Origin of the sequence: Arthrobacter ramosus, assembly GCF_039535095.1 — a bacterium.
Classification (GTDB): domain Bacteria; phylum Actinomycetota; class Actinomycetes; order Actinomycetales; family Micrococcaceae; genus Arthrobacter; species Arthrobacter ramosus.
In genome coordinates this window covers 3,837,272-3,862,969 of sequence record NZ_BAAAWN010000001.1, presented here as the reverse complement: position 1 = coordinate 3,862,969, position 25,698 = coordinate 3,837,272, and the positions used below count along the sequence as shown (strand labels likewise).

The 25,698-nt window shown below is 65.0% G+C and carries 20 protein-coding genes and 1 riboswitch; of the genes, 14 read left to right on the top strand and 6 right to left on the bottom strand.

What is annotated here, in order from left to right:
* Positions 1–24 precede the first annotated feature (24 nt).
* The 4 genes from ABD742_RS17790 to purU are packed head-to-tail and all read left to right on the top strand — an operon-like array spanning position 25 to position 5,900.
* Positions 25–2,970 (top strand): FAD-dependent oxidoreductase, encoded by a 2,946-nt coding sequence (locus ABD742_RS17790; RefSeq protein ID WP_234753224.1) that lies wholly within the window; start codon positions 25–27, stop codon positions 2,968–2,970.
* Entirely contained in the window at positions 2,963–3,598 is a 636-nt protein-coding gene (locus ABD742_RS17785; protein WP_234753225.1) for a sarcosine oxidase subunit gamma, read from the top strand. The genes ABD742_RS17790 and ABD742_RS17785 overlap by 8 nt, the downstream gene beginning before the upstream one ends.
* A complete protein-coding gene (locus ABD742_RS17780; protein WP_234753226.1) occupies positions 3,598–4,989 on the top strand; it encodes an L-serine ammonia-lyase in 1,392 nt (463 codons plus the stop codon). The genes ABD742_RS17785 and ABD742_RS17780 overlap by 1 nt, the downstream gene beginning before the upstream one ends.
* A 2-nt stretch (positions 4,990–4,991) precedes the next feature.
* Complete coding sequence (gene purU / locus ABD742_RS17775; protein ID WP_234753227.1) at positions 4,992–5,900, top strand: formyltetrahydrofolate deformylase; 909 nt, start codon at positions 4,992–4,994, stop codon at positions 5,898–5,900.
* Positions 5,901–6,040: 140 nt separating this feature from the next.
* Here purU and ABD742_RS17770 read toward each other — a convergent pair whose 3' ends face one another.
* Entirely contained in the window at positions 6,041–7,525 is a 1,485-nt protein-coding gene (locus ABD742_RS17770; RefSeq protein ID WP_234753228.1) for a PucR family transcriptional regulator, read from the bottom strand.
* Between the two features lie 108 nt (positions 7,526–7,633).
* Between ABD742_RS17770 and ABD742_RS17765 the strand changes: the two genes are divergently transcribed.
* Positions 7,634–9,163: a purine-cytosine permease family protein gene (locus ABD742_RS17765; protein WP_234753229.1), complete on the top strand. Its 1,530-nt coding sequence runs from the start codon at positions 7,634–7,636 to the stop codon at positions 9,161–9,163.
* An 11-nt stretch (positions 9,164–9,174) separates the two neighbouring features.
* The gene (locus ABD742_RS17760) at positions 9,175–10,122 is read left to right on the top strand and encodes a polysaccharide deacetylase family protein (RefSeq protein ID WP_234753230.1); all 948 of its coding nucleotides are present in this window, start codon (positions 9,175–9,177) and stop codon (positions 10,120–10,122) included.
* A gap of 166 nt (positions 10,123–10,288) precedes the next feature.
* Here the strand turns inward: ABD742_RS17760 and ABD742_RS17755 are convergent, their stop codons facing one another.
* The gene (locus ABD742_RS17755) at positions 10,289–11,152 is read right to left on the bottom strand and encodes a matrixin family metalloprotease (protein WP_234753282.1); all 864 of its coding nucleotides are present in this window, start codon (positions 11,150–11,152) and stop codon (positions 10,289–10,291) included.
* Between the two features lie 103 nt (positions 11,153–11,255).
* Positions 11,256–12,419 carry a VIT1/CCC1 transporter family protein gene (locus ABD742_RS17750; protein ID WP_234753231.1) on the bottom strand — a complete coding sequence of 388 codons (1,164 nt, stop codon included), beginning with the start codon at positions 12,417–12,419 and terminating at the stop codon, positions 11,256–11,258.
* Positions 12,420–12,687: 268 nt separating this feature from the next.
* Between ABD742_RS17750 and ABD742_RS17745 the strand changes: the two genes are divergently transcribed.
* Positions 12,688–12,876, top strand: coding sequence for a hypothetical protein (locus ABD742_RS17745; protein WP_234753232.1), 189 nt, complete (start codon positions 12,688–12,690; stop codon positions 12,874–12,876).
* A 38-nt stretch (positions 12,877–12,914) separates the two neighbouring features.
* Here the strand turns inward: ABD742_RS17745 and ABD742_RS17740 are convergent, their stop codons facing one another.
* Together ABD742_RS17740 and ABD742_RS17735 are read right to left on the bottom strand one after the other, a co-directional pair.
* Positions 12,915–13,229, bottom strand: coding sequence for a hypothetical protein (locus ABD742_RS17740; protein WP_234753233.1), 315 nt, complete (start codon positions 13,227–13,229; stop codon positions 12,915–12,917).
* A gap of 14 nt (positions 13,230–13,243) precedes the next feature.
* Positions 13,244–13,363, bottom strand: a riboswitch (SAM riboswitch).
* Positions 13,364–13,448: 85 nt separating this feature from the next.
* Complete coding sequence (locus ABD742_RS17735) at positions 13,449–14,981, bottom strand: sodium:solute symporter family protein (RefSeq protein ID WP_234753234.1); 1,533 nt, start codon at positions 14,979–14,981, stop codon at positions 13,449–13,451.
* A gap of 303 nt (positions 14,982–15,284) precedes the next feature.
* Between ABD742_RS17735 and ABD742_RS17730 the strand changes: the two genes are divergently transcribed.
* From ABD742_RS17730 to ABD742_RS17720, 3 genes are all read left to right on the top strand, one after another.
* On the top strand, positions 15,285–15,860 hold the full coding sequence (locus tag ABD742_RS17730) for a helix-turn-helix domain-containing protein (RefSeq protein ID WP_059388136.1): 576 nt from the start codon (positions 15,285–15,287) through the stop codon (positions 15,858–15,860).
* A 271-nt stretch (positions 15,861–16,131) separates the two neighbouring features.
* The gene (locus ABD742_RS17725) at positions 16,132–17,544 is read left to right on the top strand and encodes an ammonium transporter (protein ID WP_234753235.1); all 1,413 of its coding nucleotides are present in this window, start codon (positions 16,132–16,134) and stop codon (positions 17,542–17,544) included.
* On the top strand, positions 17,541–17,882 hold the full coding sequence (locus ABD742_RS17720) for a P-II family nitrogen regulator (RefSeq protein ID WP_234753236.1): 342 nt from the start codon (positions 17,541–17,543) through the stop codon (positions 17,880–17,882). Before ABD742_RS17725 ends, ABD742_RS17720 begins: the two co-directional genes overlap by 4 nt.
* 65 nt (positions 17,883–17,947) lie before the next feature.
* Here ABD742_RS17720 and ABD742_RS17715 read toward each other — a convergent pair whose 3' ends face one another.
* Positions 17,948–19,936, bottom strand: a complete 1,989-nt coding sequence (locus tag ABD742_RS17715; protein ID WP_344788665.1) for an APC family permease — start codon at positions 19,934–19,936, stop codon at positions 17,948–17,950.
* A gap of 244 nt (positions 19,937–20,180) precedes the next feature.
* Between ABD742_RS17715 and speB the strand changes: the two genes are divergently transcribed.
* From speB to ABD742_RS17695, 4 genes are all read left to right on the top strand, one after another.
* Positions 20,181–21,245 (top strand): agmatinase, encoded by a 1,065-nt coding sequence (speB, locus tag ABD742_RS17710; protein ID WP_234753238.1) that lies wholly within the window; start codon positions 20,181–20,183, stop codon positions 21,243–21,245.
* On the top strand, positions 21,242–22,906 hold the full coding sequence (locus ABD742_RS17705) for a thiamine pyrophosphate-binding protein (RefSeq protein WP_234753239.1): 1,665 nt from the start codon (positions 21,242–21,244) through the stop codon (positions 22,904–22,906). Before speB ends, ABD742_RS17705 begins: the two co-directional genes overlap by 4 nt.
* A 179-nt stretch (positions 22,907–23,085) precedes the next feature.
* The gene (locus tag ABD742_RS17700) at positions 23,086–23,568 is read left to right on the top strand and encodes a MarR family winged helix-turn-helix transcriptional regulator (protein WP_234753240.1); all 483 of its coding nucleotides are present in this window, start codon (positions 23,086–23,088) and stop codon (positions 23,566–23,568) included.
* A gap of 11 nt (positions 23,569–23,579) precedes the next feature.
* The gene (locus ABD742_RS17695) at positions 23,580–25,619 is read left to right on the top strand and encodes an MFS transporter (protein ID WP_234753241.1); all 2,040 of its coding nucleotides are present in this window, start codon (positions 23,580–23,582) and stop codon (positions 25,617–25,619) included.
* The last annotated feature ends 79 nt before the right edge of the window (positions 25,620–25,698 follow it).

Genomic DNA, 25,698 nt, shown 5'->3' with positions numbered 1-25,698 from the left:
CACCATTCCGGAAGGAGCCACGAAGTGACCCCGCAGAACGCCCGCCTCGCCACCGGCGGCCGCATCGACCGCAGCATCTCCTGGCGGTTCACCGTAGACGGCCAGGAATACACCGGCCACCCGGGTGACACCGTTGCTTCGGCATTGCTGGCCAACGGCCGCATCAGCGTCGGCAACTCGCTCTACGAGGATCGGGCCCGCGGCATCATGTCCGCCGGCGTGGAAGAGTCCAACGCCCTGGTCAAGGTGGCCGCCCGCTTCCCCGGCCATGTCGCCGAGTCGATGCTTCCCGCGACCACCGTGTCCCTCGTGGACGGGCTTGGCGTTGAGTTCCTGAACGGCCTTGGCAAGCTCGATCCCAACGAGGACCGTGCAGAATACGACAAGAAATACGTCCACACCGACGTCCTGGTGGTTGGCGGCGGCGTTTCCGGCCTCGCGGCAGCCCGCGAGGCGGTCCGCACCGGCGCCCGGGTCATCCTGATCGATGACCAGCCCGAACTCGGCGGCTCGCTGCTTTCCAGCTCCACTGCCCCGAAACTCGCCGAAGTGATCGAAGGCAAAGCGGCGCTGGAATGGATCGCCGACGTGGAGGCCGAGCTCGTTTCCGCCGCCGAATGCACCGTCCTCAACCGCACCACGGCGTTCGGCTCCTACGACGCGAACTATGTGATCGCGGCACAGAACCGTACGGACCACCTCGGCAGCCCGGCCGCGGACGGCGTCTCCCGCCAGCGTATTTGGCACATCCGTGCCAAGCAGGTGGTCCTGGCGCCCGGCGCCCATGAGCGTCCGCTCGTCTTCGAAAACAACGACCGGCCCGGCATCATGCTGGCCTCGGCGGTCCGGAGCTACCTCAACCGATACGCCGTCGCTGCCGGGCGGCGTGTAGTCATCGGCACCACGAACGATTCCGCCTACCTGCTTGCCGCGGATCTGCTGGCCGCGGGCGTCAAGGTCGCCGCCGTCGTCGACGCCCGTCCGAAGCTCAGCGACAGGGCCGCAGCCGCCGTGGAAAGCGGCATCCGCGTCCTCGTCGGCAGCGCCGTCGCCGATACCTCCGCCGCGGGGGAGAACGGCCGGATCGACGGCGTCACCATCCGCAGCCTCAACGACGACGGCGAGGTCACCTCGGGCGTCGAACGGCTCACTTGCGATCTGCTGGCGGTTTCCGGTGGCTGGAGTCCCGTGGTCCACCTCCACAGCCAGCGCCAAGGTAGGTTGCGTTGGGACGATGACCTGGCTGGCTTCGTTCCAAGCTCCGTGGTCAAGGACCAGCACGTGGTCGGCGCCGGACGCGGAAGCTACGAGCTCGCGGACTGCCTCGGCGAAGGCGTATCCGCGGGTGCAGCGGCCGCCATCGCCGCGGGGTTCAGCTCCCAGACGGTGCCCGCCGAAATCAAAGCGCCCGTAGCTTCAGCCCCTACCCGCCAGTTGTGGCTCGTGCCGGGCCAGAGCGGAAACGCGGGGGAGTGGCACCACCACTTCGTCGACTTCCAGCGCGACCAATCCGTGGCCGACGTACTCCGCTCCACCGGGGCCGGAATGCGCTCTGTGGAACACATCAAGCGGTACACCTCCATCAGCACCGCCAACGACCAGGGCAAGACCTCCGGCGTCAATGCCATCGGGGTGATCGCGGCGGCTCTCAAGCAGGCTGGCGAAGCATCCCGCGGCATCGGCGACATCGGCACCACGACGTACCGTGCCCCGTTCACGCCGGTCGCCTTCGCGGCGTTGGCCGGACGCCAGCGCGGCGAGCTTTTCGATCCCGCCCGAGTGACCTCCATCCACCCCTGGCATGTTGCCCAGGGCGCGCTCTTCGAGGACGTCGGCCAGTGGAAGCGTCCGTGGTACTACCCGCAAGCAGGTGAGGACATGGACGCCGCCGTGCTCCGTGAATGCGCCGCAGTCCGGGAATCCGTGGGTTTCATGGACGCCACCACCCTCGGCAAGATCGAGATCCGAGGCAAGGATGCCGGTGAATTCCTGAACCGTATCTACACCAACGCGTTCAAGAAGCTCGCCCCTGGCTCGGCCCGCTACGGCGTCATGTGCACCCCGGACGGCATGATCTTCGACGACGGCGTGACCTTGCGCCTCGACGAGGGCCGCTACTTCATGACCACCACTACCGGCGGCGCTGCCAAGGTCCTCGACTGGCTCGAAGAGTGGCACCAGACCGAGTGGCCGGAACTCGACGTGGCGTGCACCTCGGTGACTGAACAGTGGACGACGATTGCCGTCGTCGGGCCCAAATCCCGTGCCGTGATCGCCAAGGTCGCCCCGCAACTGGCGGCCGACGGCGGGCTGGACGCCGAAGCGTTCCCGTTCATGACGTTCCGCGAGACCACGTTGGCCTCCGGAGTGCAGGCCCGGGTTTGCCGGATTTCGTTCTCCGGTGAGCTTGCCTACGAAATCAATGTTCCCTCCTGGTACGGGCTCAACACCTGGGAAGCCGTTGCTGCCGCGGGTGCCGAGTTCAACATCACCCCCTACGGCACCGAGACCATGCACGTGCTGCGTGCCGAGAAGGGCTACCCGATCGTCGGGCAGGACACGGACGGCACCGTCACCCCGCAGGACGCCGGGATGGAGTGGATCGTTTCCAAGGCCAAGGACTTCATCGGCAAGCGTTCGTACAGCCGCGAGGATGCGGTCCGCACGGACCGCAAGCACTTGGTCAGCGTCCTGCCGGCGGACGGTTCGTTCCGTCTTCCGGAGGGCACCCAGCTCGTGGAAAAGGGAATCCCGGTCAACCCGGCATACGGCCCCGTGCCGATGCAGGGCTTCGTGACCTCGAGCTACCACAGTGCCGCTTTGGGCCGGTCCTTCGGCCTGGCACTGATCACCAACGGCCGCAACCGGATCGGCGAGACCCTGGTGGCCTCCGTCGGCGACCAGTTGCTGGACGTCGTTGTGGGAGAAACCGTACTTTTCGACGCTGAAGGGACCCGTAAAGATGGCTGAAACAGCAACACCCGCAAACCCCGAGACGCTCCGTGCGGCACGCCGCAGCCCGGCGTCGCACCTTGCACCGACCTTCGAGTCCGGTTCCGTCGTCGGAACCGTGGCGTTGAACGAGATCCCGTTCCAGACCATGGTGGGGATCCGGGTTGACCGGGCGTCCGACGCCGGAGCCCGCCTCGCGTCCGTGACCGGCGGCCTGCCGGCCGCCTGCGGTGAGATCAGCGGTGGTGAAAGGGCTACCACGTTGTGGCTCGGCCCCGGCGAATTCCTGGTGGTCGCACCGGAATCGGCCCACGATTCCCTCGGCGGAGACCTTGTCCGCGCACTGGTGGAGGCCCTGGGTGACGACCCGGGCCAAGTGGTGGACTTGTCCGCCAACCGCACCACCTTCGAGCTGTCCGGCGTCCGTGCCCGGGACGTCCTTGAAAAGGGTTGCTCGCTGGACTTGCACCCCCGCGCTTTCCGGACCGGGACGGCCCTGGCCACGGAAATCGGCAACATCCCGGCGATGCTGTTGAAGACCGGCGAGGACAGCTTCCGGATCTTCCCACGGGCTTCGTTCGCCGACTTCCTGGGCCGTTGGCTGCTTGACGGCATGAGGGAATTCGCCTCTCCTGAGGTTCCCTGATGGCACTGAGTGTGCTTGACCTGTTTTCCATTGGCATCGGGCCGTCGTCGTCGCACACGGTTGGCCCGATGCGGGCGGCAAAGCAGTTCACCGACGGCCTGGAATCCTCCGGGCAACTCGCGGCAACGGTGCGCGTCCAGGCAGAGCTTTTCGGCTCGCTGGGCGCCACCGGCCGCGGCCACGGCTCGGACAAAGCCGTGGTGCTGGGACTGCAGGGCCAATCGCCGGAAACGGTGGACACCTCCACCGCCGACGACCAAGTTGCGGCCGCAGCCCTCGACGCCGAATTGCGGATCGCCGGATACCACCGCGTGGACTTCAACTGGGACGAAGACGTGGTCCTGCACCGACGCAAATCCCTGCCTGCCCACCCCAACGGGATGACTTTCCGGGCCCTCGGCCACACCGGGGAAGTGCTGCGCGAACGCAGTTACTACTCGATCGGCGGCGGCTTCGTGGTGGACGGCGATGCGTCCGGAAGCGACAAAATCGTTGCTGACGACACCGTGCTGCCCTATCCCTTTACTACCGCGGACGAGCTCCTGGCGATTTGCGCACGGGAGGACATGTCCATCTCCGATGTCATGCTCGCCAACGAGCTCGTGTGGCGCAGCGAGGCCGAACTTCGCGAGCGCCTGCTGCAGATCTGGGCCGTCATGCGCGAATGCGTCGACAACGGCTGCGCGGCGGAAGGAATCCTGCCGGGAGGCTTGAACGTGAGGCGACGGGCGCCGTCGTTGTTCAAGACGCTCGCCGCCACCGACGCCGGTCTGCACGGTTCAAGCTCGGCAGACCCGCTGCTCGCCATGGAATGGGTGAACCTGTTCGCGCTTGCCGTGAACGAGGAAAACGCCGCGGGCGGCCGCATCGTCACGGCACCCACCAACGGTGCGGCCGGCATTGTGCCGGCGGTGCTGCACTACTACACGAAATTCGTGCAGGGAGCCGACGACGACGGCGTGGTCCGCTTCCTGCTCGCGGCGGCCGCCGTCGGGATCCTGTTCAAGATCAACGCGTCCATTTCAGGCGCCGAAGTAGGCTGCCAGGGCGAGGTGGGCTCTGCCTGTTCAATGGCCGCCGCCGGACTGTGCGAAGTCCTCGGGGGTATTCCCGAGCAAGTGGAGAATGCCGCAGAAGTGGGTATTGAACACAATCTCGGCCTCACGTGCGATCCCGTAGGCGGGCTGGTGCAGATTCCGTGCATCGAACGCAACGCTATCGCCAGCGTGAAGGCCATCAACGCCGCCCGCCTTGCCCTGCACGGCGACGGCAGCCACAAAGTGTCCCTTGATAAAGCCATCAAAACCATGCGAGAGACAGGAGCGGACATGAAAAGCAAGTACAAGGAGACCTCCCGCGGAGGCCTCGCCGTCAACGTAGTGGAGTGCTAACCATGACTGTCACACAGAATGAACCCGCCCAGCGACGTGAAGCGGCGCTGCCGGCTACCACCGTTGAGCATGTCCTGACCCTCGATTGCCCGGAAACGCGGGGGATCGTGCACGCGGTCTCCGGCTTCCTCCTGGAACACGGCTGCGACATCATCGACAATAAGCAATTCGACTCCCAACTGGATCACCATTTCTTCATGCGGATCCACTTCGCATCGGATGGGGATCAGTCGACCATCGACTCGCTGAGGGATGCCTTCGCGCCTGTTGCCGAAAAGTTCGGCATGCGCTGGCAGCTGCAACGCCACGGTGCTAAGCGGCGGGTGTTGATCATGGTCTCGAAGTTCGAGCACTGCCTCAACGACCTCCTGTTCCGGGCCCGCATCGGGGAACTGCCCATCGACATTGTCGGGGTAGTCTCCAACCATCCGGACCACAGGCGGACGGTCGAATGGCACGGCATTCCGTTCTTCCACGTGCCGGTGACCCCGGACACCAAGGCGGCGGCAGAGGGACAACTCCTCGACCTCATCGATCGCCTGGATGTCGAACTTGTGGTCCTGGCCCGCTACATGCAGGTCCTCAGTGACGATCTTGCCCGCAAGCTCGATGGCCGTGCGATCAACATCCACCACTCATTCCTGCCTAGCTTCAAAGGCGCGAAGCCGTACCACCAGGCCTACGCGCGAGGCGTCAAGACCGTGGGTGCCACCGCGCACTACGTCAACGGTGAGTTGGACGAGGGGCCGATCATCGCCCAGCAAGTGGTGGAAGTGGACCACACCTTCGGTCCGGACGACCTGGTCGCGGCCGGGCGCGATACCGAGTGCAAAGCACTTAGCAACGCTGTCCGCTGGCATTGCGAAGGGCGGGTGATCCTGCAAGGCAGCAGGACCGTAGTGCTGAAATAACTGCAGCCGCGCCGCCCAAATCGCCGGTACCCGCCCGGCTCGACGTTGCGCATCGTCGAGCCGGGCAGGGTTCCGGCGATTTGGCGTTTGGCTGCAGGAGCGTCCACCGGAATGGCGCCAAAAGTGAGCGAGGTATCCGCTTAGAGCCGCGCCAGGCGGGTTGCCAAGTGAAGGGCGACCAGCCTGCCCGTTCCCCGTGGGTCCCCGCCGCACAGCTCGAAAATCCGCTGGAGCCGGTGGTGCATCGACTGCCTTTCCAGGTGAAGTTCCCGTGCCGCCTGCGCCGTATTGCACCCGGTATCCAGCCATACCGCCAACGTCCGCACCAGCTCCGAGCGCCGCTGCTCGTCGTGCTCGACGACGGCACCCAACTGCCGCCGCACGAATCCCTCGCGGGCGGCCGCGTCGAGGCTTGCTTCCGCCAAGCGCTCGACCGCGAAGTCCTCGGCATCGACCACACCGTTGCCGGTTTCCGACCCCGCTGTGAGCTCAAGCGTCCGGCGTGCTTCTGCCAGCGACCATGGTGCCTCGCCGATTCCCTGCGCCAGTGGACCGACGGCTATGACCGAGCCGTCGGGGATCTCCAAGGCCCCAAGCGCTAGGATGAGCGCGATGCGCGAAGCCACTGCCGTGGCGTGGGGGAGAGCGGCCAAGGCGATCAATTCGGCGTTGTCCGCGTAGCTCGCACTTTGCGGAACCGCGTCGTCCAGGATGCCGTCGAGCCGTGTCCGGAGCTGTCCCGCCGCTGAGGAACGCACCACGACGGCGGCTACCGGACCGCTGGCGGGGAACCCTGAGGCCGGTCCCAATTGCTGGAGACGCCATGACTGGGTGCCCGAACTGATGGCCCGCATGAGCTCGATGCCCGCAAGTTCCTTGAGCCCGGGTGGCATGCGTTGCAGCAACGCCAAGCCGAGGATATCGACGCACCGCTCGCCGGCCACCCGCGCAAGGTTGGCGTCGCCGTCGTCGGGCATTTCCAACTCCAGGCGGGCCGCCAGCACGCCGCGGACGGGCACATCGACTGCTGTGGTGACGGTGCCGGACTCGGGCTGGGCAGCGGCCGTTGCGCTTCCCAAAGTAATGCCCGACGGCGAGACGAGCCTCACGCTGGAACCCGTCCTGCTCGCCAGCACGGCCAGGAGCTGATCCAGTCCGCCTCCGTGCGCGAGTTCCGCCGCCATGGCATGGCTCGTTTCGTCGCCGAACTGCAATTGCGCGACCGATTCGCTGACCAGCAGCGAATTGATGGCTTGCATGATGCCGACGAAGGGCGCCACTTTGCACAACTCGATAATGGGCAGCCCCGCGTCCTGGCCGGCGTCGAGCATGGACTCCGGTATTACGGGAAGCTCGGGACCCGTCTCGATAGCCAAAGCGGTGATGCCGCGGGCCGCCAGTTCGCGGACATAGTCCACGCGCCGCTCGTCCGAAGCGGTGGCGAGGGCCTGCCCGCCGCTCAGAAGCAGCTCTCCGCCTCGCAGCAGAGGAGCGATGTCCAGCACTTCGCTCGAATGGACCCAGCGGAGCTGCCGGGACAGGGCCTCGGGCACATCCGTCCGCAAGATTGGCTCAGCGGCTTTCAGGCTCTCGTGCTCGAAAGCGTCGGCAAGGAGTAGGGGCATGACACTCCGTAACTAATTTCGGGGATCTATCGTACACATCGTATCTTGTTGCTGTGATGTGGGGCACATACATTGAAGTAGTCCCTTTCCTACACGGAGGATCCCCCAATGCACGAGAACTTATCCACGACGCCTGGGGCTGCAACGGCGCAGACCGACGTCGAGCAGAACCTGCAGTCCATCCCCGAATCAGCGCGCACCCGCAGCGTAGCGGGCCAATTCTGGATCTGGGCAGGCGCGAACCTTGCCCCCATCAACTGGGTCCTTGGGGCCCTCGGCGTCCAGCTCGGACTGGGCTTTGCCGATACCGTCACCGTCCTGGTGGTGGGAAACCTGATCGGTATGGCACTCTTTGGCCTGTTTGTCCTCCTGGGGCAACGGACCGGTGCCACTGGGATGGTCCTGGCCCGGGCCGTCTTCGGCCGCCGCGGCAACTATCTCCCGAGCGCCATCCAGGCACTCCTCGGAATCGGTTGGTGCGCGGTCAACACCTGGATCATCCTGGACCTGGTGATGGCACTCCTCGGCAAGCTCGGCATGGTCGATCCGGAGCAGCCCAACGTGGGCCCCAAGATCCTGGTGGCCTTCCTGATCATGTCCGCCCAGGTCACCATCGCCTGGTTCGGCTACAAGGCCATCGCGGCTTTCGAAAAGTGGACCGTCCCGCCCACCATCGTTGTGCTGATCGCCATGTCCGCCGTGGCCTGGTTCGGCATGAACATCGATTGGGGCTACGCGGGCCCTCCAGGTGCTGTCCTTGAAGGCGGCGCGCGGATCGCGGCCATGACCACCGTGATGACGGTCATCGGCATCGGCTGGGGGATTACCTGGTTCACCTACGCGGCGGACTATTCACGCTTCGTCAGCAAGTCCGTCCCACGGCACAAGGTTTACCTGGCCTCGGTATTCGGCCAGTTCCTCCCGGTAGTGTGGCTCGGCATCCTCGGCGCCAGCCTGGCAACGAAGAGCGGCACGGCAGACCCTGGCCACCTCATCGTCGACAACTTCGGCGTCCTGGCCATCCCGGTGCTCTTCCTGGTGCTGCACGGTCCCATCGCGACGAACATCCTGAACATTTACACCTTTTCGGTCGCTGCCCAGGCATTGGACATCAAGGCCAAGCGCCGTACCTTGAACGTCTTCGTCGGGCTCCTGGCCTTGGTCGGCGTCGTGTTCTTCATCCTGCAGTCGGACTTCGCGTCGACACTGAGTACTTGGCTCGGCGGGCTCGTGGCGTGGGTCGCCGCGTGGGGAGGCATCATGCTGGTGCACTACTTCTGGGTGGACAAGCGCAGCCCGGTGGAAGTCGACCGGCTCTTCGACCCCGTGGGCACCCGGCGGCTCCCGGCAGTCAACTGGGCGGGGATCACCGCGCTCCTGGTGGGCATCTTTGCCACGTGGCTGTTCATGTACGGCGTCCTGCCGATCATGCAGGGCCCCATCGCCACGGCTATGGGCGGGATCGACTTGTCTTGGCTGGCAGGCGGACTTGTTGCCGCGGCAGTTTACGGCGCACTGGGGCCACGGGTTCATGCCCGATACCTTCCGCTGACATCCGCGGCCAAAGTGCCTTCCGGAGCCGCGGCGCCGTCGCAGCCCCTTGCGGAAGACGCCGTCGCCAATCTGGTCAACGACTGAGAGGAAACCCGATGACCATCAACGCTTTTCCTGACGAGGCACACCCGATCACGTGGCCGGAAAATTTCAAGGCCGCGGCGTCGTTTACATTCGACGTCGACGCCGAATCCTGCACCATCGCGCACGACCCCACAAGCACCAGGCGCATGTCCCTCATGAGCCACCAGTCCTACGGCCCGAGGGTCGCTGTTCCGCGGCTCCTGAAGATCCTCGAGCGCCAAGAGATCCAGGGGACCTTCTTCATCCCGGGGTTCACGGCGGAGAGTTACCCGGACGTGGTGCGGCGGATCCTCGACGGCGGCCACGAAGTCGCCCACCACGGCTACCTGCACGAGCCCATGCAGGGAATCGACGCCGCCACCGAGGCCAGCTACCTGAACCGCGGGCTCGAAGCCCTCGCGAAGGCAGCCGGGGTCAGGCCGGTCGGCTACAGGGCACCGTGGTGGGAGCTCAACTGGCATTCGCCGGCACTGCTCGCGGACCGTGGTTTCCTCTACGATTCAAGCCTGCTCGACGGCGATGCCCCCTACCGCATGGCGGTTGCCCCGGGTGATTCACGGGACATTGTGGAAATCCCCGTGGATTGGGCCCTGGACGATTGGGAACAATACGCGTTCTACCCGGGAGTAACAGGAAGCGGCGTCATCGAGAGTCCTGCCAAGGTGTTGGAGATGTGGACCCTGGAAGCCGAAGCCCACCACACGCAAGGCAGTTGCTTCGTCCTGACCAACCACCCGTTCATCTCCGGCCGCCCCTCCAAGGCCGTTGCCTTGGAGCAGCTGATCGAACGCGTCAAGGCCATGGACGGGATGTGGGTGACCACCTTGGAACGCATCGCAGAACACACCAAGGCCACGGTCAACGAGATCCACAGCCACGCCCGGATCGAGGTCCGGTCCTACCCAGGCGCAGGAGCCAGCTTCAAGCCAGCCCGGCTGCTGGAAGCCATCCCCAGATAGGTCAACCGTTGAGCATGCTCAGCCTTGGCCGGGCGCACTGGACATAATGCCTAGTCGTCCATTGAGCATGCTCAGCCTTGGCCTTGAGCAGTGGACATAGTACTCATATGTCCACTGCTTAGACCGAACGGAGGGCATGTCCCTTGGGGGGAGGGCCTGAACTGGGCTAGAGATCGCTCCGGCACGGGGCGGTGTGGAGCTTGTAGAGTCCGTTCAGGTCCCCGGCTGCCAAACCATCGGGAGCGCCGATCTCCGGGTACATGAGCTGGATTGGATCTTCTACGTGGTCAAGGCCCACGACGTGGCCCAGTTCGTGTTGGATCACCGCGGAGACGTAATGGGCGCCGCCGGAGACGCCCAGCAGTTCCGTGATTTGCGGGGCGTCCAGGTCCAGGCTTCCCGAGACGTAGCTCTTGGGTCCGGTGCCGAAGCTGTACATGGTGCTGCCGCCGGTGCCGATGACGGATCCTGCCAACGCCGGAGCCGCCTCGGGAGTGGTCCAGGAAATCAGCAGGGGTGCCCAACGATCGCCGTAGAGCGCGGGCTGGTAGGGCTTGCGCTTCTCGGAGGGTTTTTCCGTGCTGGTGCCGTCGTCAACGAATTTGAGGCCGGTGGCGGCGGCGATCTTGGCGATGGCGTCGGCGATGAGCCCCTCGGATCCGGCCGGGGCGAGGGCTGCGTTGACCACGTAGTGCAATGGCCGGCACGGGGAGTAGCCCACCGGCGTGCCGTCGGCGTTGGTGGCCAGGAACTTGTACGAGTTGCTGGCCACGGCAGGCTTGGCGGGGGAGCCGAGCGGGTGCCCGGCTTCTTCCAGGCCAGGCGGCGGGGTATCCGGCGCACGGGCCGCCTTTTGTGGCCCCTGCCCGGGAGCCGCGCCCTGCCCGGGGCTGCTTGCCGTGGCATAGGCGGAGGGAGCCAGGTTTGGAAGCAACCCGGTGATGCCGGGGTCGCCGCGGAGGAAACCACTGACAAGCACGGCTACGGCAGCGACGACCGCCACCACCATCAAGTTTCGGAACAGCGCCAGAACGGTACTGGCGCGCTTGGGCGGCGGGCCGCCGTCGTACCCGTAGTTTGAATGCAAGTCTTCCCCCAAGTCCCTGCACCGGCGCCCCGTTGCGCCGGCGCTACTAACCGATGACAGCGCCGAAGACGAGTCCCAGCCCATACGTGGCCGCGGCCGCACCGAGCCCGATGGCAAGTTGCCGGAGGCCGCGGGTCAGCGGCGAGGTTCCGGACAACAAGCCGACGACGGCGCCGGTCGACAGAAGCGCGATGCCCACCAGCGTACCGGCCACAGCAAGCGCCGCGAAGCCCGTCATGCCGAAGATGAACGGCAGGATAGGCACGATGGCGCCCGAAGCGAAGAAGCAGAAGCTCGAGATCGCTGCGCCCCAGGCGGAGCCTACGGCCTCGTGCTCGTTCACGGTTTCTTCCACTTCGGGGTGGAGCGAGAGGCTGGGATCGCAGTCGCAGCTGTAGAGGCCCATGCGTTCTGCTGCGCGGTGTTCGGCGGCTTCCCGGGACATGCCCCGGGCCAGATACACGAGGACCAGCTCATTGTGCTCGATGTCCAGGGCCGGGGCTGCGGTCAGCGTGGCTTGGGTGGGTCGGGTGGCCTTGAGGAGCTCGAGCTGCGAGCGGACCGAGACATACTCGCCGGCACCCATGGACAGCGCGCCCGCCAAAAGGCCGGCGATACCGCTGAACAGGACCACGGCCGCGGGAACGCCCGTGGCCGCCATGCCCATCACGAGGGAAAGGTTGCTGACCAGGCCATCGTTGGCGCCGAATACGGCCGCGCGGAAGGTGCCGGACAACCTGTTGCGGCCGCGCGTCGCCAGGCCGCGGACTACTTCTTCGTGGATCTGTTCGTCGGCCGCCATGGCGCGGGTCGCTGCTGGATCCTTCGCGTAAGGCGAGCGGCCTTCAGCCCGTTGGGCGAGGGCCAACACGAACACTGATCCGAAGTTCCGGGCCAGGAAGCCGAGCATTTGGCTCCGGACCGAGGCCGCCTTCGGCATGCCGGCATGTTCGCCGAGGACCCTGAGCCAGTGCGCCTCATGGCGGCCCTCAGCCTCAGCGAGGGCCAAAAGGATTTCGCGTTCCTCGCCGTCCCGGCGCTGCGCCAGTTCGCGGTACACGGCGGCCTCGGCCCGCTCGTCCGCCAAGTACTGCCGCCAGCGCTTGATGTCCGACGACGACGGGGGAGTCTTGGTGGCTGCTGCGTCTTGCGATGGACTGCTCGAGTCCGAGGGATTGCCTGAATGCGAGGGTTTTGTGTGCGGTTGCACCGGGACTCCTGGGTTGCTGGGGCGGGCTTCATCGCCTCATTGCAGCTCCACTTTATCGCCAATTTCCGCGGCTTTTCGGCTGGCAATCCTTACTGGATATTTTAGGTGCACCTCAAAAACCGGGAGACTCGCGGGAGGCCTTGACCGCCGCAGGGGGCAGTGCTGGGATGGATGAACAGGGTCCACGAATTGGCGGGGTAGCGTGATGACCGGCTGCCTCATATGCCTGTGCGATGGGCTCAGCGGCACGTCGAACGGAGGTTGCACCATGGACAGCACCGAAACCCACGCCCGCCACCCCGACCGTCCCACGGTCGAGGCCGATCCCGCCTATGACTACAGCGAGGACCTGGCGGTGGAGGAAGACTGGGAGGACCAGCCCGAGGTTCTTGACGATGACGAACGGGTGGTTCCGCTCGATGCCGACGAACACCGTGAGTCCGAAGATATCGAATAGCCCCGGCTCGCTAAACCCGACGTGCTAAACCCTGGTAGCTAGAACGCGCTCAGGATGAAGTGCCTCTGCACGCCCGCCCGGTGCCCGGTTGCCGCCACCGTAAGGGTGAGTTTCCGTGTCGCGGGGAACCAGCGCGCGGGCTGGACTGCTTTTGAAAGCGCTTCGGTGATGAGCCGGGGCTCATGATGCCAATAGCGTTCCAGGTTTCCGTCCACCACGAACGTGATGGAGCCTTGGGAGAGGTCGACGCCGGGAATCACCCGGACGAACTCGTCCACCCGCCGGGGGCGGGGCAACAAGAGGGTGCCGGAGTGGGTGGTGCGGTCGGCTGTGGCGCCGTTTTCGAAAGGCATGGCCTTCTCCTGTGGAGTTGCTCTTGCCCGTTCGGTTGTCTCTGGTCCGAGCCGGGCCGCTTCTTCATCCGAACCACCCGTGAACATGGGGTTGGCGTGTGGCAAGTCGGAGCTTTGCACCACATCTCTTGAAGCTCTTCCTACTGTACATGCAGCAGCGGCGCCGCACCCTCCCAAGGAGAAGGTGCGGCGCCGCCGTTGTACTTGACTCTGTGAAGCTTAGTGGCTGGCCACCGGGTGGACTTCCAAGGGGAGTTCCTCCACGGCCGCCCCGGCAACGCGGCGGTCCCATGCTTCGCGGACGGCGGGCTCGGTTGGCGGCGTCAGGAGGGAGACCACAACGTAGACCAGGAGCGAGGCGCCGAGGCCCCAGTAGATGGGATCGTTGGCGTAGACGCCGTCTTCACTGGGGATGATTCCCGTGGCGTAAGCGATCAGCAGGCCCAGCGTCAGTATGGACCCGACCGCCATGGACCAAGCCGCGGCAATACCGGTGCCACGCTTCCAGACCAAGCCACCGAGGATAGCAACCAGCAGGCCGCCCACCAGGATGTCGTAGGCGATGGTCAGGGCCACGACGACGTCTTGCGCCGCCATGGAGATCAACACGGCCACGATGCCCAGGCCAAGGACCCAGTACCGGTTGGCCTTGACGTCGTGCTCGGGGTTTTCGGTGTCGTCGGTGTTGATCGTCTTGCCGAACCAGCTGGCCACGAACGGGACCACGTCGGCGCGGGCAACGGTGGCTGCGGCGATGAGGGCTCCGGAAGCGGTGGACATCATGGCCGCGACTGCCGCCGCCATGACGAGGCCGCCGATGCCGATCGGCAGGATGTGGGTGGCTACCTCGGCGTAGACAACGTCCTTGCCAAGGGCCTTGACGTCGATGTTGGGCAGGGCAACGCGGGCGGCAAGGCCGATCAAAGCGCCGGCGACGCCGTACAGGACGCAGTAGACACCGGCAGTGGCGCCGCCCCAACGGGCCACCTTGGGGGTCTTGGCAGTGAAGACGCGCTGCCAGATGTCCTGGCCGATCAGCAAGCCCAGGGTGTAGACCACGAAGTACGTGATGATCGTCTGGGCTCCGATGCCGTCCAACTGGAAGAAGCTGGCGTCAACACGGGCACGGATGCCGTCGAAGCCGCCTGCCGCGTTAAGGACGAACGGGAGCATGAGAAAGAAGATGCCCACCGTCTTGATGATGAACTGCACCTGGTCGGCGAGGGTGATGGACCACATGCCGCCGATGGTGGAGTAGACCAGGACGATGGCGCCGCCGACGGCGATGGCGAGCCAGCGCTCCCAGCCGAAGAGGACGACGAAGATGGTGGCGTAGGCGCCCGTGGACGTGGCGCACAACATAAGGGTGTAGGCCAGCATGACGATGCCGGAGGTCTGCGTGGCGCGCTGGCCGTAACGCAGGCTCAGCATCTGGGAGACCGTGTAGATCTTCAACCGCTGGATGGTGCCGGCGAAAAGCAGGCTCAGGAGGAGGACGCCCGAACCGATGGCGACTACCAGCCACATGCCGGATATGCCGAACTTGTAGCCGAGGCCGACGCCGCCAACCGTCGATGCGCCGCCGAGGACGACGGCGGCCATGGTGCCGGTGTAGAGCATCGGACCGAGGCGGCGCCCTGCCACCAGGAAGTCGCTGTTGTTCTTGGTGCGCGACTTGCCCCACCAGCCGAAGGCCAGCATGGCGAGCAAATACACCACCACGATCGCAATATTGATGAACGAAGAGTCCACGGTTGGCTCCTGAAAGTGATGCGCAGAGTTCCTGGGGATTCCGACGCCCGTCCGCTGGGTTTCGTTGCGGGTCGCGGAAGGTCTCTGCGCGGGTGATTGGGGAGAGTAGTCTGTGATGTATGCCTCACAAACAACACTTGTTGCCTATGAGGATACGTAGTGATGCGAGTAACAGTCAAGGCGCTGCTTTGCGGAGCGGACTCATCGGCGGACTTCTAGCTAGCCAAAGGCCCGGCCACGCGGGCGATCCGGCTACTATTGCTGCAATGACAGGGCCGCATAAACGGCCTGAAAGGTTCGTGAATGAAGGCTCTCCCCGTTGAACCGAGCAACGTCCCCGTTGCCATCGGTTCCAGAATCCGTGCCGCACGCCAATCGCAGCGGCTCACCATCGAGCAGGTTGCCGACGCCACCGGCCTGACCAAAGGGTTCCTGAGCCGTGTGGAGCGTGACCTGACATCGCCGTCGGTCGCTTCCCTTGTGACGCTTTGCCAAGTTCTTTCGGTGTCCATCGGGGACCTTTTTGCCGCGCCGGAGACCCATCTGACCCGGCGCGACGATGGGCCGCGGATTTCGCTCGGCGGCCAGGGAATCGTGGAACGGCTCCTGACCGCCCGATCGGAACGGAGGTTGCAGATCCTGCAGGCCTCCATCGAGCCCCGCGGCCGGGGAGAAGCCGAGCTTTACGCCGTCGATTGCGACGTCGACGTCCTGCACGTTGTCAAGGGCCGCATTAAATTGATCCTCACCAACGAGGAGTACGAGCTCGAAGAGGGAGACACGCTGTCCTTCCCGGGCCGCGAGCCGCACACCTGGGTCAATCCGACGGACGAGCCTGTTGAGGTGCTCTGGATCCTGGTGCCGGCAGCCAGCCGCTGACGCTGGCACCGCGCACACCCGGCATACGGGGCCGACACGCGGCGTGTAACACACCTGAAACATGACTGACTTCAGGATTTAACCCTGGGGCCGGCGGTGTTACGTGCCTGAAATGATGCATGCGGAATGCTGAAACAGGGCGACTGTACCTTCGAGTCAAGGCAACTCGTCAAGGTCGGTATCCCGTGGGGTACCAGGACCTGTTCGTTTTAAAAAATGGTCTCGCCGTGCGGGCGCCATGGAGCGCCGTATATGCAGGAAGGCTCCCGAAATGAACCCAGTATTCTTCAGCGTAGGGCTCGATGTGAACCCCCAGACCCTGGATCCCGGCGCAACAGCCTGGATGCTTGCAGCTTCCGCCCTCGTCCTTCTCATGACGCCAGGTTTGGCGTTCTTCTACGGCGGCCTGGTCAGGATGAAGTCCGTCCTCAACATCATGATGATGAGCTTCGGAGCCATTGGCGTGGTCGCGGTGGTCTGGGCCCTGTGGGGCTACGGACTCGCCTTCGGCCCGGACACCCTGGGCGGCTTCATCGGAGATCCCTTCGCGAACTTCGGACTCAGCGGACTGGCCAGCGTCATCGGCGGGAAAGCCCCGGGCTTGCCGGACATGGTCTTCATAGGATTCCAAGCCACCTTCGCCATCATTACGGTCGCATTGATCAGTGGCGCGGTGGCCGAACGTGTCAGGTTTGGCCCGTGGCTGTTGTTTGCCGGCCTTTGGGTCACCATCGTCTACGCTCCCATTGCCCACTGGGTCTGGGGTGGCGGCCTCTTCGGATCCACCGGGATCATCGGCAGCAAGATCTCAGCCCTCGACTTTGCCGGTGGCACCGTTGTCCACATGAACGCGGGCATGGCCGGGCTGATGCTCGCAGTCGTGCTCGGCAAACGGCTCGGATTCATGAAGGACCCCAACATCCGGCCGCACAACCTTCCCTTCGTGATGCTTGGGGCGGGCTTGCTGTGGTTCGGGTGGTTCGGCTTCAATGCCGGTTCGGAACTGGCCGCTGATGGAATCGCCGCACTCGCCTGGACAAATACCCTCCTGGCCACAAGCGCAGCGCTCCTCGGCTGGCTCCTTGTCGAAAGGCTCCGCGACGGCCACGCGACGTCCCTCGGTGCCGCGTCCGGCGCCGTCGCGGGCTTGGTGGCGGTCACCCCGGCCTGTGGATTCGTGGATCCCATTGGCGCGATCGTCATCGGCGTCATCGCTGGTGCCGTCTGCGCACTGGCCATCGGGCTGAAGTTCAAGATCGGCCTGGACGATTCCTTGGACGTTGTTGCCGTTCACTTTGTCGGCGGCCTGTGGGGGACCCTGTCCCTCGGATTCTTCGCCGTACCCTCGGCAAAGACTGAAGGCGGCCTCTTCTACGGCGGCGGCCTGACCCAATTCTGGCCCCAAATATTGACGGCCCTGATGGTCACCGCGTGGACGGCGATCATGACGACGCTCATCGGGCTGGCCATCCACAAGACAGTGGGCATGCGCGTCAAGGAACACGAAGAGCTGACGGGCATCGACATCACCGAGCACGCGGAAACCGCCTACGAGCTGGCCATGGTTGGCGGGTCCTTCAATCCCGGGGAACCACAGAACGGCAAAACCCCGTCTTCCAGCGGTGAACCAGAAACTAGCTCTAACGGGAAAACAGATCGGATGCGCAGCAAGGCGTCGACGTGAAATTGGTGACGGCCATCGTGAGGCCGGAGCGGATCGACGAGGTCCGGGAAGCCCTGGAACGCTTTGGAGTCAACGGGATGACCGTGAGCCAAGCGAACGGATATGGCCAACAACGGGGCTACATCGAGGTGTACCGGGGCGCGGAATACAACTCCGATCTCCTTCCCAAGATCCGGGTGGAGGTCCTGGCTACGGACGAGCTGGTGGACGGAATAGTGGACGCCGTCATCTCCGGCGCCAGTACCGGCCAGTTCGGGGACGGCAAAATCTGGACCATCGAGGTTTCCCAGGCGGTGCGAGTCCGGACAGGGGAGCGCGGCGCCTCCGCGATCAGCTAAGGCGATCAGCTAGAAAAGACTGTGTTGGTGCCGCTCCGCGGGGAGCGGCACCAACACTGCCATGTTCAGCCCACGTGCACCCACGGCCTGCGCGTGATGTCCGGTTCGGCTTCACGGAGCACTTCCCGGGTTACCGGGGCGATCTCGCCCTCGCCGAAGAAGAGGAACTTGCTCAGGTTGGCGATGGGGTTGCCTTCGGTCCAGCGGAAATAGATATGCGGCATGAGTCCCGTGACGTCCCGGATGTGGAGTAGCACCGCGGCGAGCGTGTTGGGCACGTTGTTGCTGTGAACCTCCAGGATCTTGAAGCCGTGGCGGCGCTTGCCTTCCACGAGGAGTTCCTGCTCGAAGTCGGAGCTGTCGTCCACGATGATCTCGATGAAGATCGCGTGGCTGTCTACCGGCAAGTGGTTGGCTTGCTGGGCATGCTGCAGCTTCAACTGGTACCGGTCGGCGCTCAGCCGCTTGGGCTCGTGGGCGATGATCCGGATAGGGCCTTCCTCGTTCGAGGCCGTGAACTCGAGTGCCATTTGGTCCATCTTGATGTGTGTGGCCCGCAGTTCGAAGGACCGGCGTACCCGCGACGCGAAGCTCACCAGGACAATGCCAAGGATGAACAGGGCCGCGATCCGGATGCCGTCCGGACGTTCCACGACGTTGGCCACGGTGGTGTAAGCGAAGACGACCGCCACCACGCCGAAAGCGATGGTCTTGCCCTTCTGCTTCTTCCGGCGCGCGGACAGGGTGACCGCGATCGAGGCCGAGGTCATGAGGACCAGGACGCCGGTGGCGTAGGCGCCGCCTTGGGCCTCAACGTTAGCCTCGAAGACCAACGTGATGATGAAAGCAACGGCGGTGAAGACCAGTACCAGCGGGCGGACGGCTTTGGTCCACGCCGGGGCCATGCCGAAGCGCGGCAAGTAGCGGGGCACGAGGTTCAGCAAGCCGGCCATGGCGGAGGCGCCCGCAAACCACAGGATGGCGATGGTGCTGATGTCATAGACCGTGCCGAAGCCGTCACCTAGGAATTGGTGCGCAAGGAATGCGAGGGCTCGTCCGTTTGCTTTCCCTCCCGGCTGGAATTCAGCGGCCGGAATGAGGAACGTGGTGATGAAGCTCGAGGCCACCAGGAAGGCACTCATGATGAGTGCCGCCGTCGTGAGCAGTTTGTGGGTGCCGCGGATGCGGCCCGCGGGATTTTCTTCCGTGTCGCTGGGGCTGCCCTTGATCTGTGGCATGACCGCGACGCCCGTCTCGAATCCTGAGAGGCCCAGGGCAAGTTTCGGGAAGACCAGGAGCGCGATCCCCACCATGATCAACGGGTTTCCGTGCTGCTGGTTCAGTGCGGCCCACCAGTCGGTCACCACGTGTGCCTCGGTCACCACGTGCACCAGGCCGACCGCGACGACGACGGCGTTCAGCACCAGATAGACGCCCACCAACACGACGGCGACGTTGATGGCCTCCTTGAATCCCCTGAGGAACACCACGCCAAGCCCGGCGATGAGCGCCAGGGTAATGGTGATTTCCTGGCCGTGGAGCCATTCCGGGGCAAAGGGGTTTTCGATGGCGTGGGCGCTCGCATCCGCGGCGGAGAGGGTCATGGTGATCATGAAGTCCGTGGCGGCGAATCCCAGCAAGGCGAGCACGAAGAGTTTGCCGCCCCAGCGGGGGAGGAGCCGCTCGAGCATCGCGATGGAACCTTCGCCGCGGGCGCTTTCGGCGGCGACCCGGCGGTAGACCGGCAGGGCGCCGAGCAAGGTGACGGCGACCAGGACAACCGTGGCCAGCGGCGAGACGATACCGGCCGCGAGCGCCGCAATGGCGGGCTGGTAGCCGAGGGTGGAGAAGTAGTCGACGCCGGTGAGGCACATGACTTTCCACCAGGCCTGGGGCGTGTGGTCCTCGTCCGGTTTGCCGTGTGGACCTTGGCGCTTTCCCGACGTCTCGGGCATTCCGTCGAGCAACCATCGTTTCAATTGCCCCTGTTTGAATTCGCCCGCGGGCTTGCGCCGGTCAGAGGGATCGGCAGGCGGCCTGGTCAGCGTTGTCACATGGGTCCTTTCGCGCAGCCTGGAAGCTGCTCCAGATGGAGCGTACGGGGGCGTCTGGTAGGGGTTGCCCGTCTTTATGGAATCTTTACGCCCCTTGTGAGGGGGGTCACTTCCCGGCAGACACATTCAAGGCATTTGGCATGTGAGCGGCGTAAACAAGTGATGCATATAAGGCAACTTTGAGTGTATGATTGGTGTCACAGTCACTGTCCGATCCCACCTATTCACAAAGGAGTGGCGCATTTTGGAAGAGCTTCGTATTGAGGCCAACGGCAACCTTGGTCCCATTGATTCGGCCCGAATCCCACGCTATGCCGGTGCTGCCACCTATGCCCGCTTGCCGCGCCTGGACCAGGTTTCCAAGGCCAATGTCACGGTGGTCGGTGTCCCCTTCGACTCCGGTGTTTCTTACCGCCCCGGCGCCCGCTTCGGCGCCAACCATGTGCGTGAAGCCAGCCGTTTGCTGCGCCCGTACAACCCGGCCTGGGACGTCAGCCCCTTTGAGAACATCCAGGTTGCCGACGCTGGCGACATGGCCGTGAACCCGTTCAACATCAACGAGGCCATCGAGACCATCCAGCAGAACGCGCTGGACCTGACCGCCAACGGAAGCAAGCTCGTGACGCTCGGTGGCGACCACACCATTGCCCTGCCGCTGCTCCGCGCCGCCGCCGAACGCGCCGGCGAGCCTGTTGCCATGCTGCACTTCGACGCCCACCTGGACACCTGGGATACCTACTTCGGTGCCGAGTACACGCACGGCACCCCGTTCCGCCGCGCCGTCGAAGAGGGCATCCTGGATACCGAGGCCATCAGCCACGTCGGTACCCGCGGCCCGCTTTACGGCAAGAAGGACCTCGACGACGACCACCGCTTCGGCTTCGGCATCGTCACCTCGGCGGACGTCTACTACCAAGGCGTCCTCGAAACGGTGGCCAAGATCCGCGACCGCATCGGCAACCGTCCGCTGTACATTTCCGTGGACATCGACGTCCTGGATCCGGCCCACGCTCCGGGTACCGGCACGCCTGAAGCCGGTGGCATCACCAGCCGCGAGCTCCTCGAAATCATCCGCGGGTTCCGTGGCATGAACCTCGTGGGCGCAGACATCGTCGAGGTCGCCCCGGCATATGACCACGCTGAGATCACCGGTGTCGCTGCCAGCCATGTTGCCTACGAGCTCGTCACCCTCATGGCGGACAACGCCGTCGAAGGCAACCGCCACGGCGCCCTGAACGGCTACGCCACCCAGGCCCTTGGCCAGGAATCCCGGCGCCCGGCCGGTTTCGCCCCGGCGGTCACGAAGTGACGGATCAGCGCAATGGCGGCGACCTCGTCGTCGAGACCCTTGAAGCGCTCGGTGCCAAGACGGTCTTCGGGATCCCGGGCCAGCACGCCCTGGGCCTGTTCGACGCCATGGGCCGCGGCAATCTGCACTTCGTGTCCTCCCGCGTGGAGAACAACTCGGCTTTCGCCGCGGACGGGTATTCCCGTGCCACGGGCGAGGTCGGAGTGCTGTTCCTGTCCACCGGTCCCGGCGCGTTGACGTCCTTGGCCGGCCTGCAGGAAGCGTATGCCACCGGCGTGCCGATGGTGGTCGTGGCGAGCCAGATCCCCTTGGAGGGCCTGGGGGCGCGCCGGAAGGGCATGCTGCACCAGCTCGATGACCAGAAGGCCTCTGCCGCGAACGTCACCAAGAGCCAACGCCTCATCCAGCACGCGTCCGGGATTCCCTCGGCCATCCAGGATGCCTGGACCGAGGCCATTTCCTCTCCCCAGGGCCCGGTGTGGATCGAAATTCCGCAGAACGTGCTCCTGGACCCCATCATGGTCCCGCCGGTGGAGGACGCCCTCGCCGAAGCGGCCGACAACCCGCCGCGCGTGGAGCTGATCCGCGAAGCCGTCAAATGGCTCTCGACGGCGGAGCGTCCGGCGATCATCGCCGGCGGCGGCACGCGCCGTGGCAGGGCCGAGAAGTCGCTCTTGTCGATCGCCGAGAAACTCCGCGCCCCGGTGATCTGCACGCCCGGTGGCAACGGGGCGTTCCCGTGGACCCACGAGCTGTCCATGCAGTCCTGGATCGAAGACCGCCACATGACCGATGTCCTCGAGGACGCCGACGTGCTGATCGTCATCGGTTCCTCCCTGGGCGAGGTGACGTCCAACTACTTCACCTTCGAGCCGCGCGGGCGCATCATCCAGATCGACGCCGAACCCCGGGTCCTGGAGTCCAACCGGCCCGGCCTGGGCATCCGCGCTGACGCCGGCCAGGCCCTTGCCGCCCTCGATTCTGCCTTGGATGAGGCACTGTCTGCGACGGCGGCGGCGCCGGACTGGCACGGCACGACTCCCGAGGACCTCGTCAAGGAGTCCCTGGCCAAGGTCAGGGCTCGACTTGAAGAGCAGGACCTCGGCAAGGAACTGAAGTTCATGGCCGACATCCGCGAAGCCGTTCCGGCGGACATGCAGACCTTCTGGGACATGACGATCTCCGCGTACTGGGGATGGAGCTGCTGGGATTCCCGCGAGGGCCAGTTCCACTCGGCCCAGGGCGCCGGGGGCCTCGGCTACGGCTTCCCGGCGGCCATCGGCGGTGCCGTTGGACTGGAAACCGTGGGCAAACCCGGCCGCGTGCTGGCGGTCTCCGGCGATGGATCCTCCATGTACTCGATCTCCGAGCTGGCCACCGCCAAGCAGCACAACGTCCCGGTCACGTGGCTGATCGTGGACGACGGCGGCTACGGCATCCTGCGCGAATACATGGTAGGTGCCTTCGGCAAGGCCACGGCAACCGAGCTCGCCCGCCCGGACTTCGTCAAGCTCGCCGAGGCCTTCGGCGTCCCGGCCCGCAGAGTGGCCCCGGGCGACGTCGGGGACGCGCTCAAGGAAAGCTTCGCCGCGGACGGCCCCAACGTCGTCGTGGTTGAAACCCTCCTGAAGATGTTCGGCCCCACGCACTTGGGCGACTGACACTCCAGACGCTTCACACCCCAGCGCGAGCTGGCAGATAATGACCCGTTTTTCGAAAGATGAGGGCATTACCTGCCAGTTCGCGCTTGGTGTTTAACGCACCTCACACATCATTAGTTTCCCAAAGCAATCATTTTGGCGTATAGTTGCTTTAGGCAAACAAAAGTGAGGTGTCTTCCATGGCTGTCGCATCCAGCACAGCAACCGAACTCGTCCATCAGATTTTCGATCTGCAGCGGGTACTGCGTTGCATCGTGACCGCGAACATCGCAAAGGATGCCGACGTCGGATTCGCCCTGCAGGGCGTCATGCGCTTCATCGGCGAAGGGGAGTCCCGGGCCACGAAGCTTGCCTCCCGCCTCGGGGTCAGCCCCCCGGTCCTCAGCAGGCACATCGCCGAACTGGAGGAACTCGGTCTGGTGGTCCGGCGCCCCGATCCCGCCGATGGGCGGGCACAATTGGTGGCCTTGTCCGAAACCGGGATTGAGAAGGTCCGGGACTTCGAAGAACAGCGCAGCCTCAATTTACGCGCCTACCTCGCGGAGTGGAGCGAGGAAGACGCCCTGGAGGCAGGGCAGGTCCTCGAGAAATTGACCACATCACTCAACCACTCAGTCCGGGCAACGGCGGCCGGCTCCCACCACTCGAACCACACAGCTTAGGAGCAGCAGCAATGGCAACCCGAATACAAGAACGTTCGACGGCGGTGCCGGCGTCATCCGCGCCCATGACGCACCGCCAGATCATGGAGGCCTTGACGGGCCTCCTCGCGGCATTCTTCACCGCTATCCTGAGCAGCACCATCGTGGCCAACGCCCTGCCGACCATCATGTCCGATCTCCACGGCACCCAAACAGACTTCGCGTGGGTCATCACGGCCGCGCTTCTGGCCAACGCCGCCACCACGCCCATCTGGGGCAAGCTCGCCGACCTCTTCGACAAGAAGCTCCTGGTCCAGCTGAGCATCGTGATTTTCGTGGCCGGCTCGGTCATGGCCGGCTTCTCCATGAGCATTCCCTTCCTGCTGACCGCCCGCGTCATCCAGGGCATCGCCTTGGGCGGCCTCACCGCTCTGGCCCAAGCGATCATCGGCACCATGATTCCGCCGCGGGACCGTGGCAAGTACTCGGGCTACATGGGCGCAGTCATGGCGGTCGGTACAGCAGGCGGCCCGCTCCTCGGCGGCTTCATCGTTGACAGCCCGCTCGGCTGGCGCTGGACGTTCTTCGTCTGCGTGCCGCTCGCCGTCGTCGCGCTCATCCTGCTCCAGGTGACCCTCAAGATCCAGCACATCAAGCGCCCGGCCAAGATCGACTGGCTCGGCTCCATCCTGCTGACCTCGGGCGTAAGCCTGCTCCTTATCTGGGTTTCCTTCGCCGGCAACCCGGACTACTACGACTGGATCTCCTGGCAGTCCGCCCTCATGGTCGGCGGCGGCGTACTTCTGCTGGCCCTGCTGGTCCTGGTCGAATCCAAAGTGGCCCAGCCCATCATCCCGCTGAAGATCATCTCGCAGCGCACCACCGCTTTGGCGATCCTGGCCTCCGTGGCCGTGGGTATCGCGATGTTCAGCTCCTCCACCTTCCTGGGCCAGTACTTCCAGGTAGCCCGTGGCGCCACGCCCACCGAGGCAGGCCTTCTGACGCTGCCCATGATTGCGGGCAACCTTTTGGGCTCGGTGGCTTCCGGCCAGCTCATCAGCCGCTTCGGCAAGTGGAAGCGCTTCCTCCTGGCGGGTACTGTGCTGCTGGCTGGCGGCCTTGCCTTCACCGGCACCATCGACCACACCACGGCGCTGTGGATCACCTGCTGCTACACCGCCATCTTCGGCCTGGGCCTTGGCTTGCTGATGCAGAACCTGGTCCTCGCGGTCCAGAACACCGTCCGCGCCCAGGACATCGGCACGGCCAGCGCGTCCGTGGCGTTCTTCCGCTCCGTCGGCGGTGCGATCGGCGTTTCGGTGCTCGGTGCCATCATGGCCACGCACGTCAAGGACCTTGCCACCCAGGGCCTCGCGGCTGCCCACATCCCGGTAAGCGGCGGTTCCAGCAACGCGAGCATGGACCTGACGGACTTGCCGGCCCCGATCCGCGACATCATGCGTGCCGCCTATGGCGACGCGACCGCCCAGATCTTCCTGATCTCCGCAGTCATTGCCCTGGTCGCGTTCATCGCCGTGCTGTTCATCAAGGAAGTCCCGCTGCGGAAGACCGTGGATGCATCGCCGGAGAAGGAGCTGTTGGCGAACGCATCCGGCGAGGCCGGCATGACTCTGGACACCTCCGCGCTTCCGGTTGTCGAATCCGCTGAGTTCGCCCAAGCAGCCGACGACGGCGGCACCCCCTTGGGCGCAAGCCGCGCCCGTGCGGCAGCCGAGAAAGAGCACGATGACCTGGACCTGGAGTTTGCCCGGATCCTGACGCAGGAACGTCCTGATCCTGCCGCCGGCCTGCGCGAGGTCCAGGACCAGCTTGCCCGCACCCAACGCTTGCTGGCCGAGCAACAGCTTCAGCTAAGCAGGGCCCAGCGCGAGCTCCAGGTCCGCGTCCACGAACAGCAAGCCACCGCCGTCGAGCAGTCCCGGATCGCCGAGGAGTTGGCCGCGCTGCGCAGGGAACTCAAGCGTGAACGCCGCCGCCAGGAAAGGGCTGCGTTGCTGCTCCTCGCCGGCGACGCCTCGAGGGCAGGGGAAACCGGCCGGCACGCGGGCTAAACGCCCAGCTACGCCGCAAGGATGATATTCGGCTATCGATATTTCGCTGAGGCAACGGATTTCGTAGAGTTGAGGGACT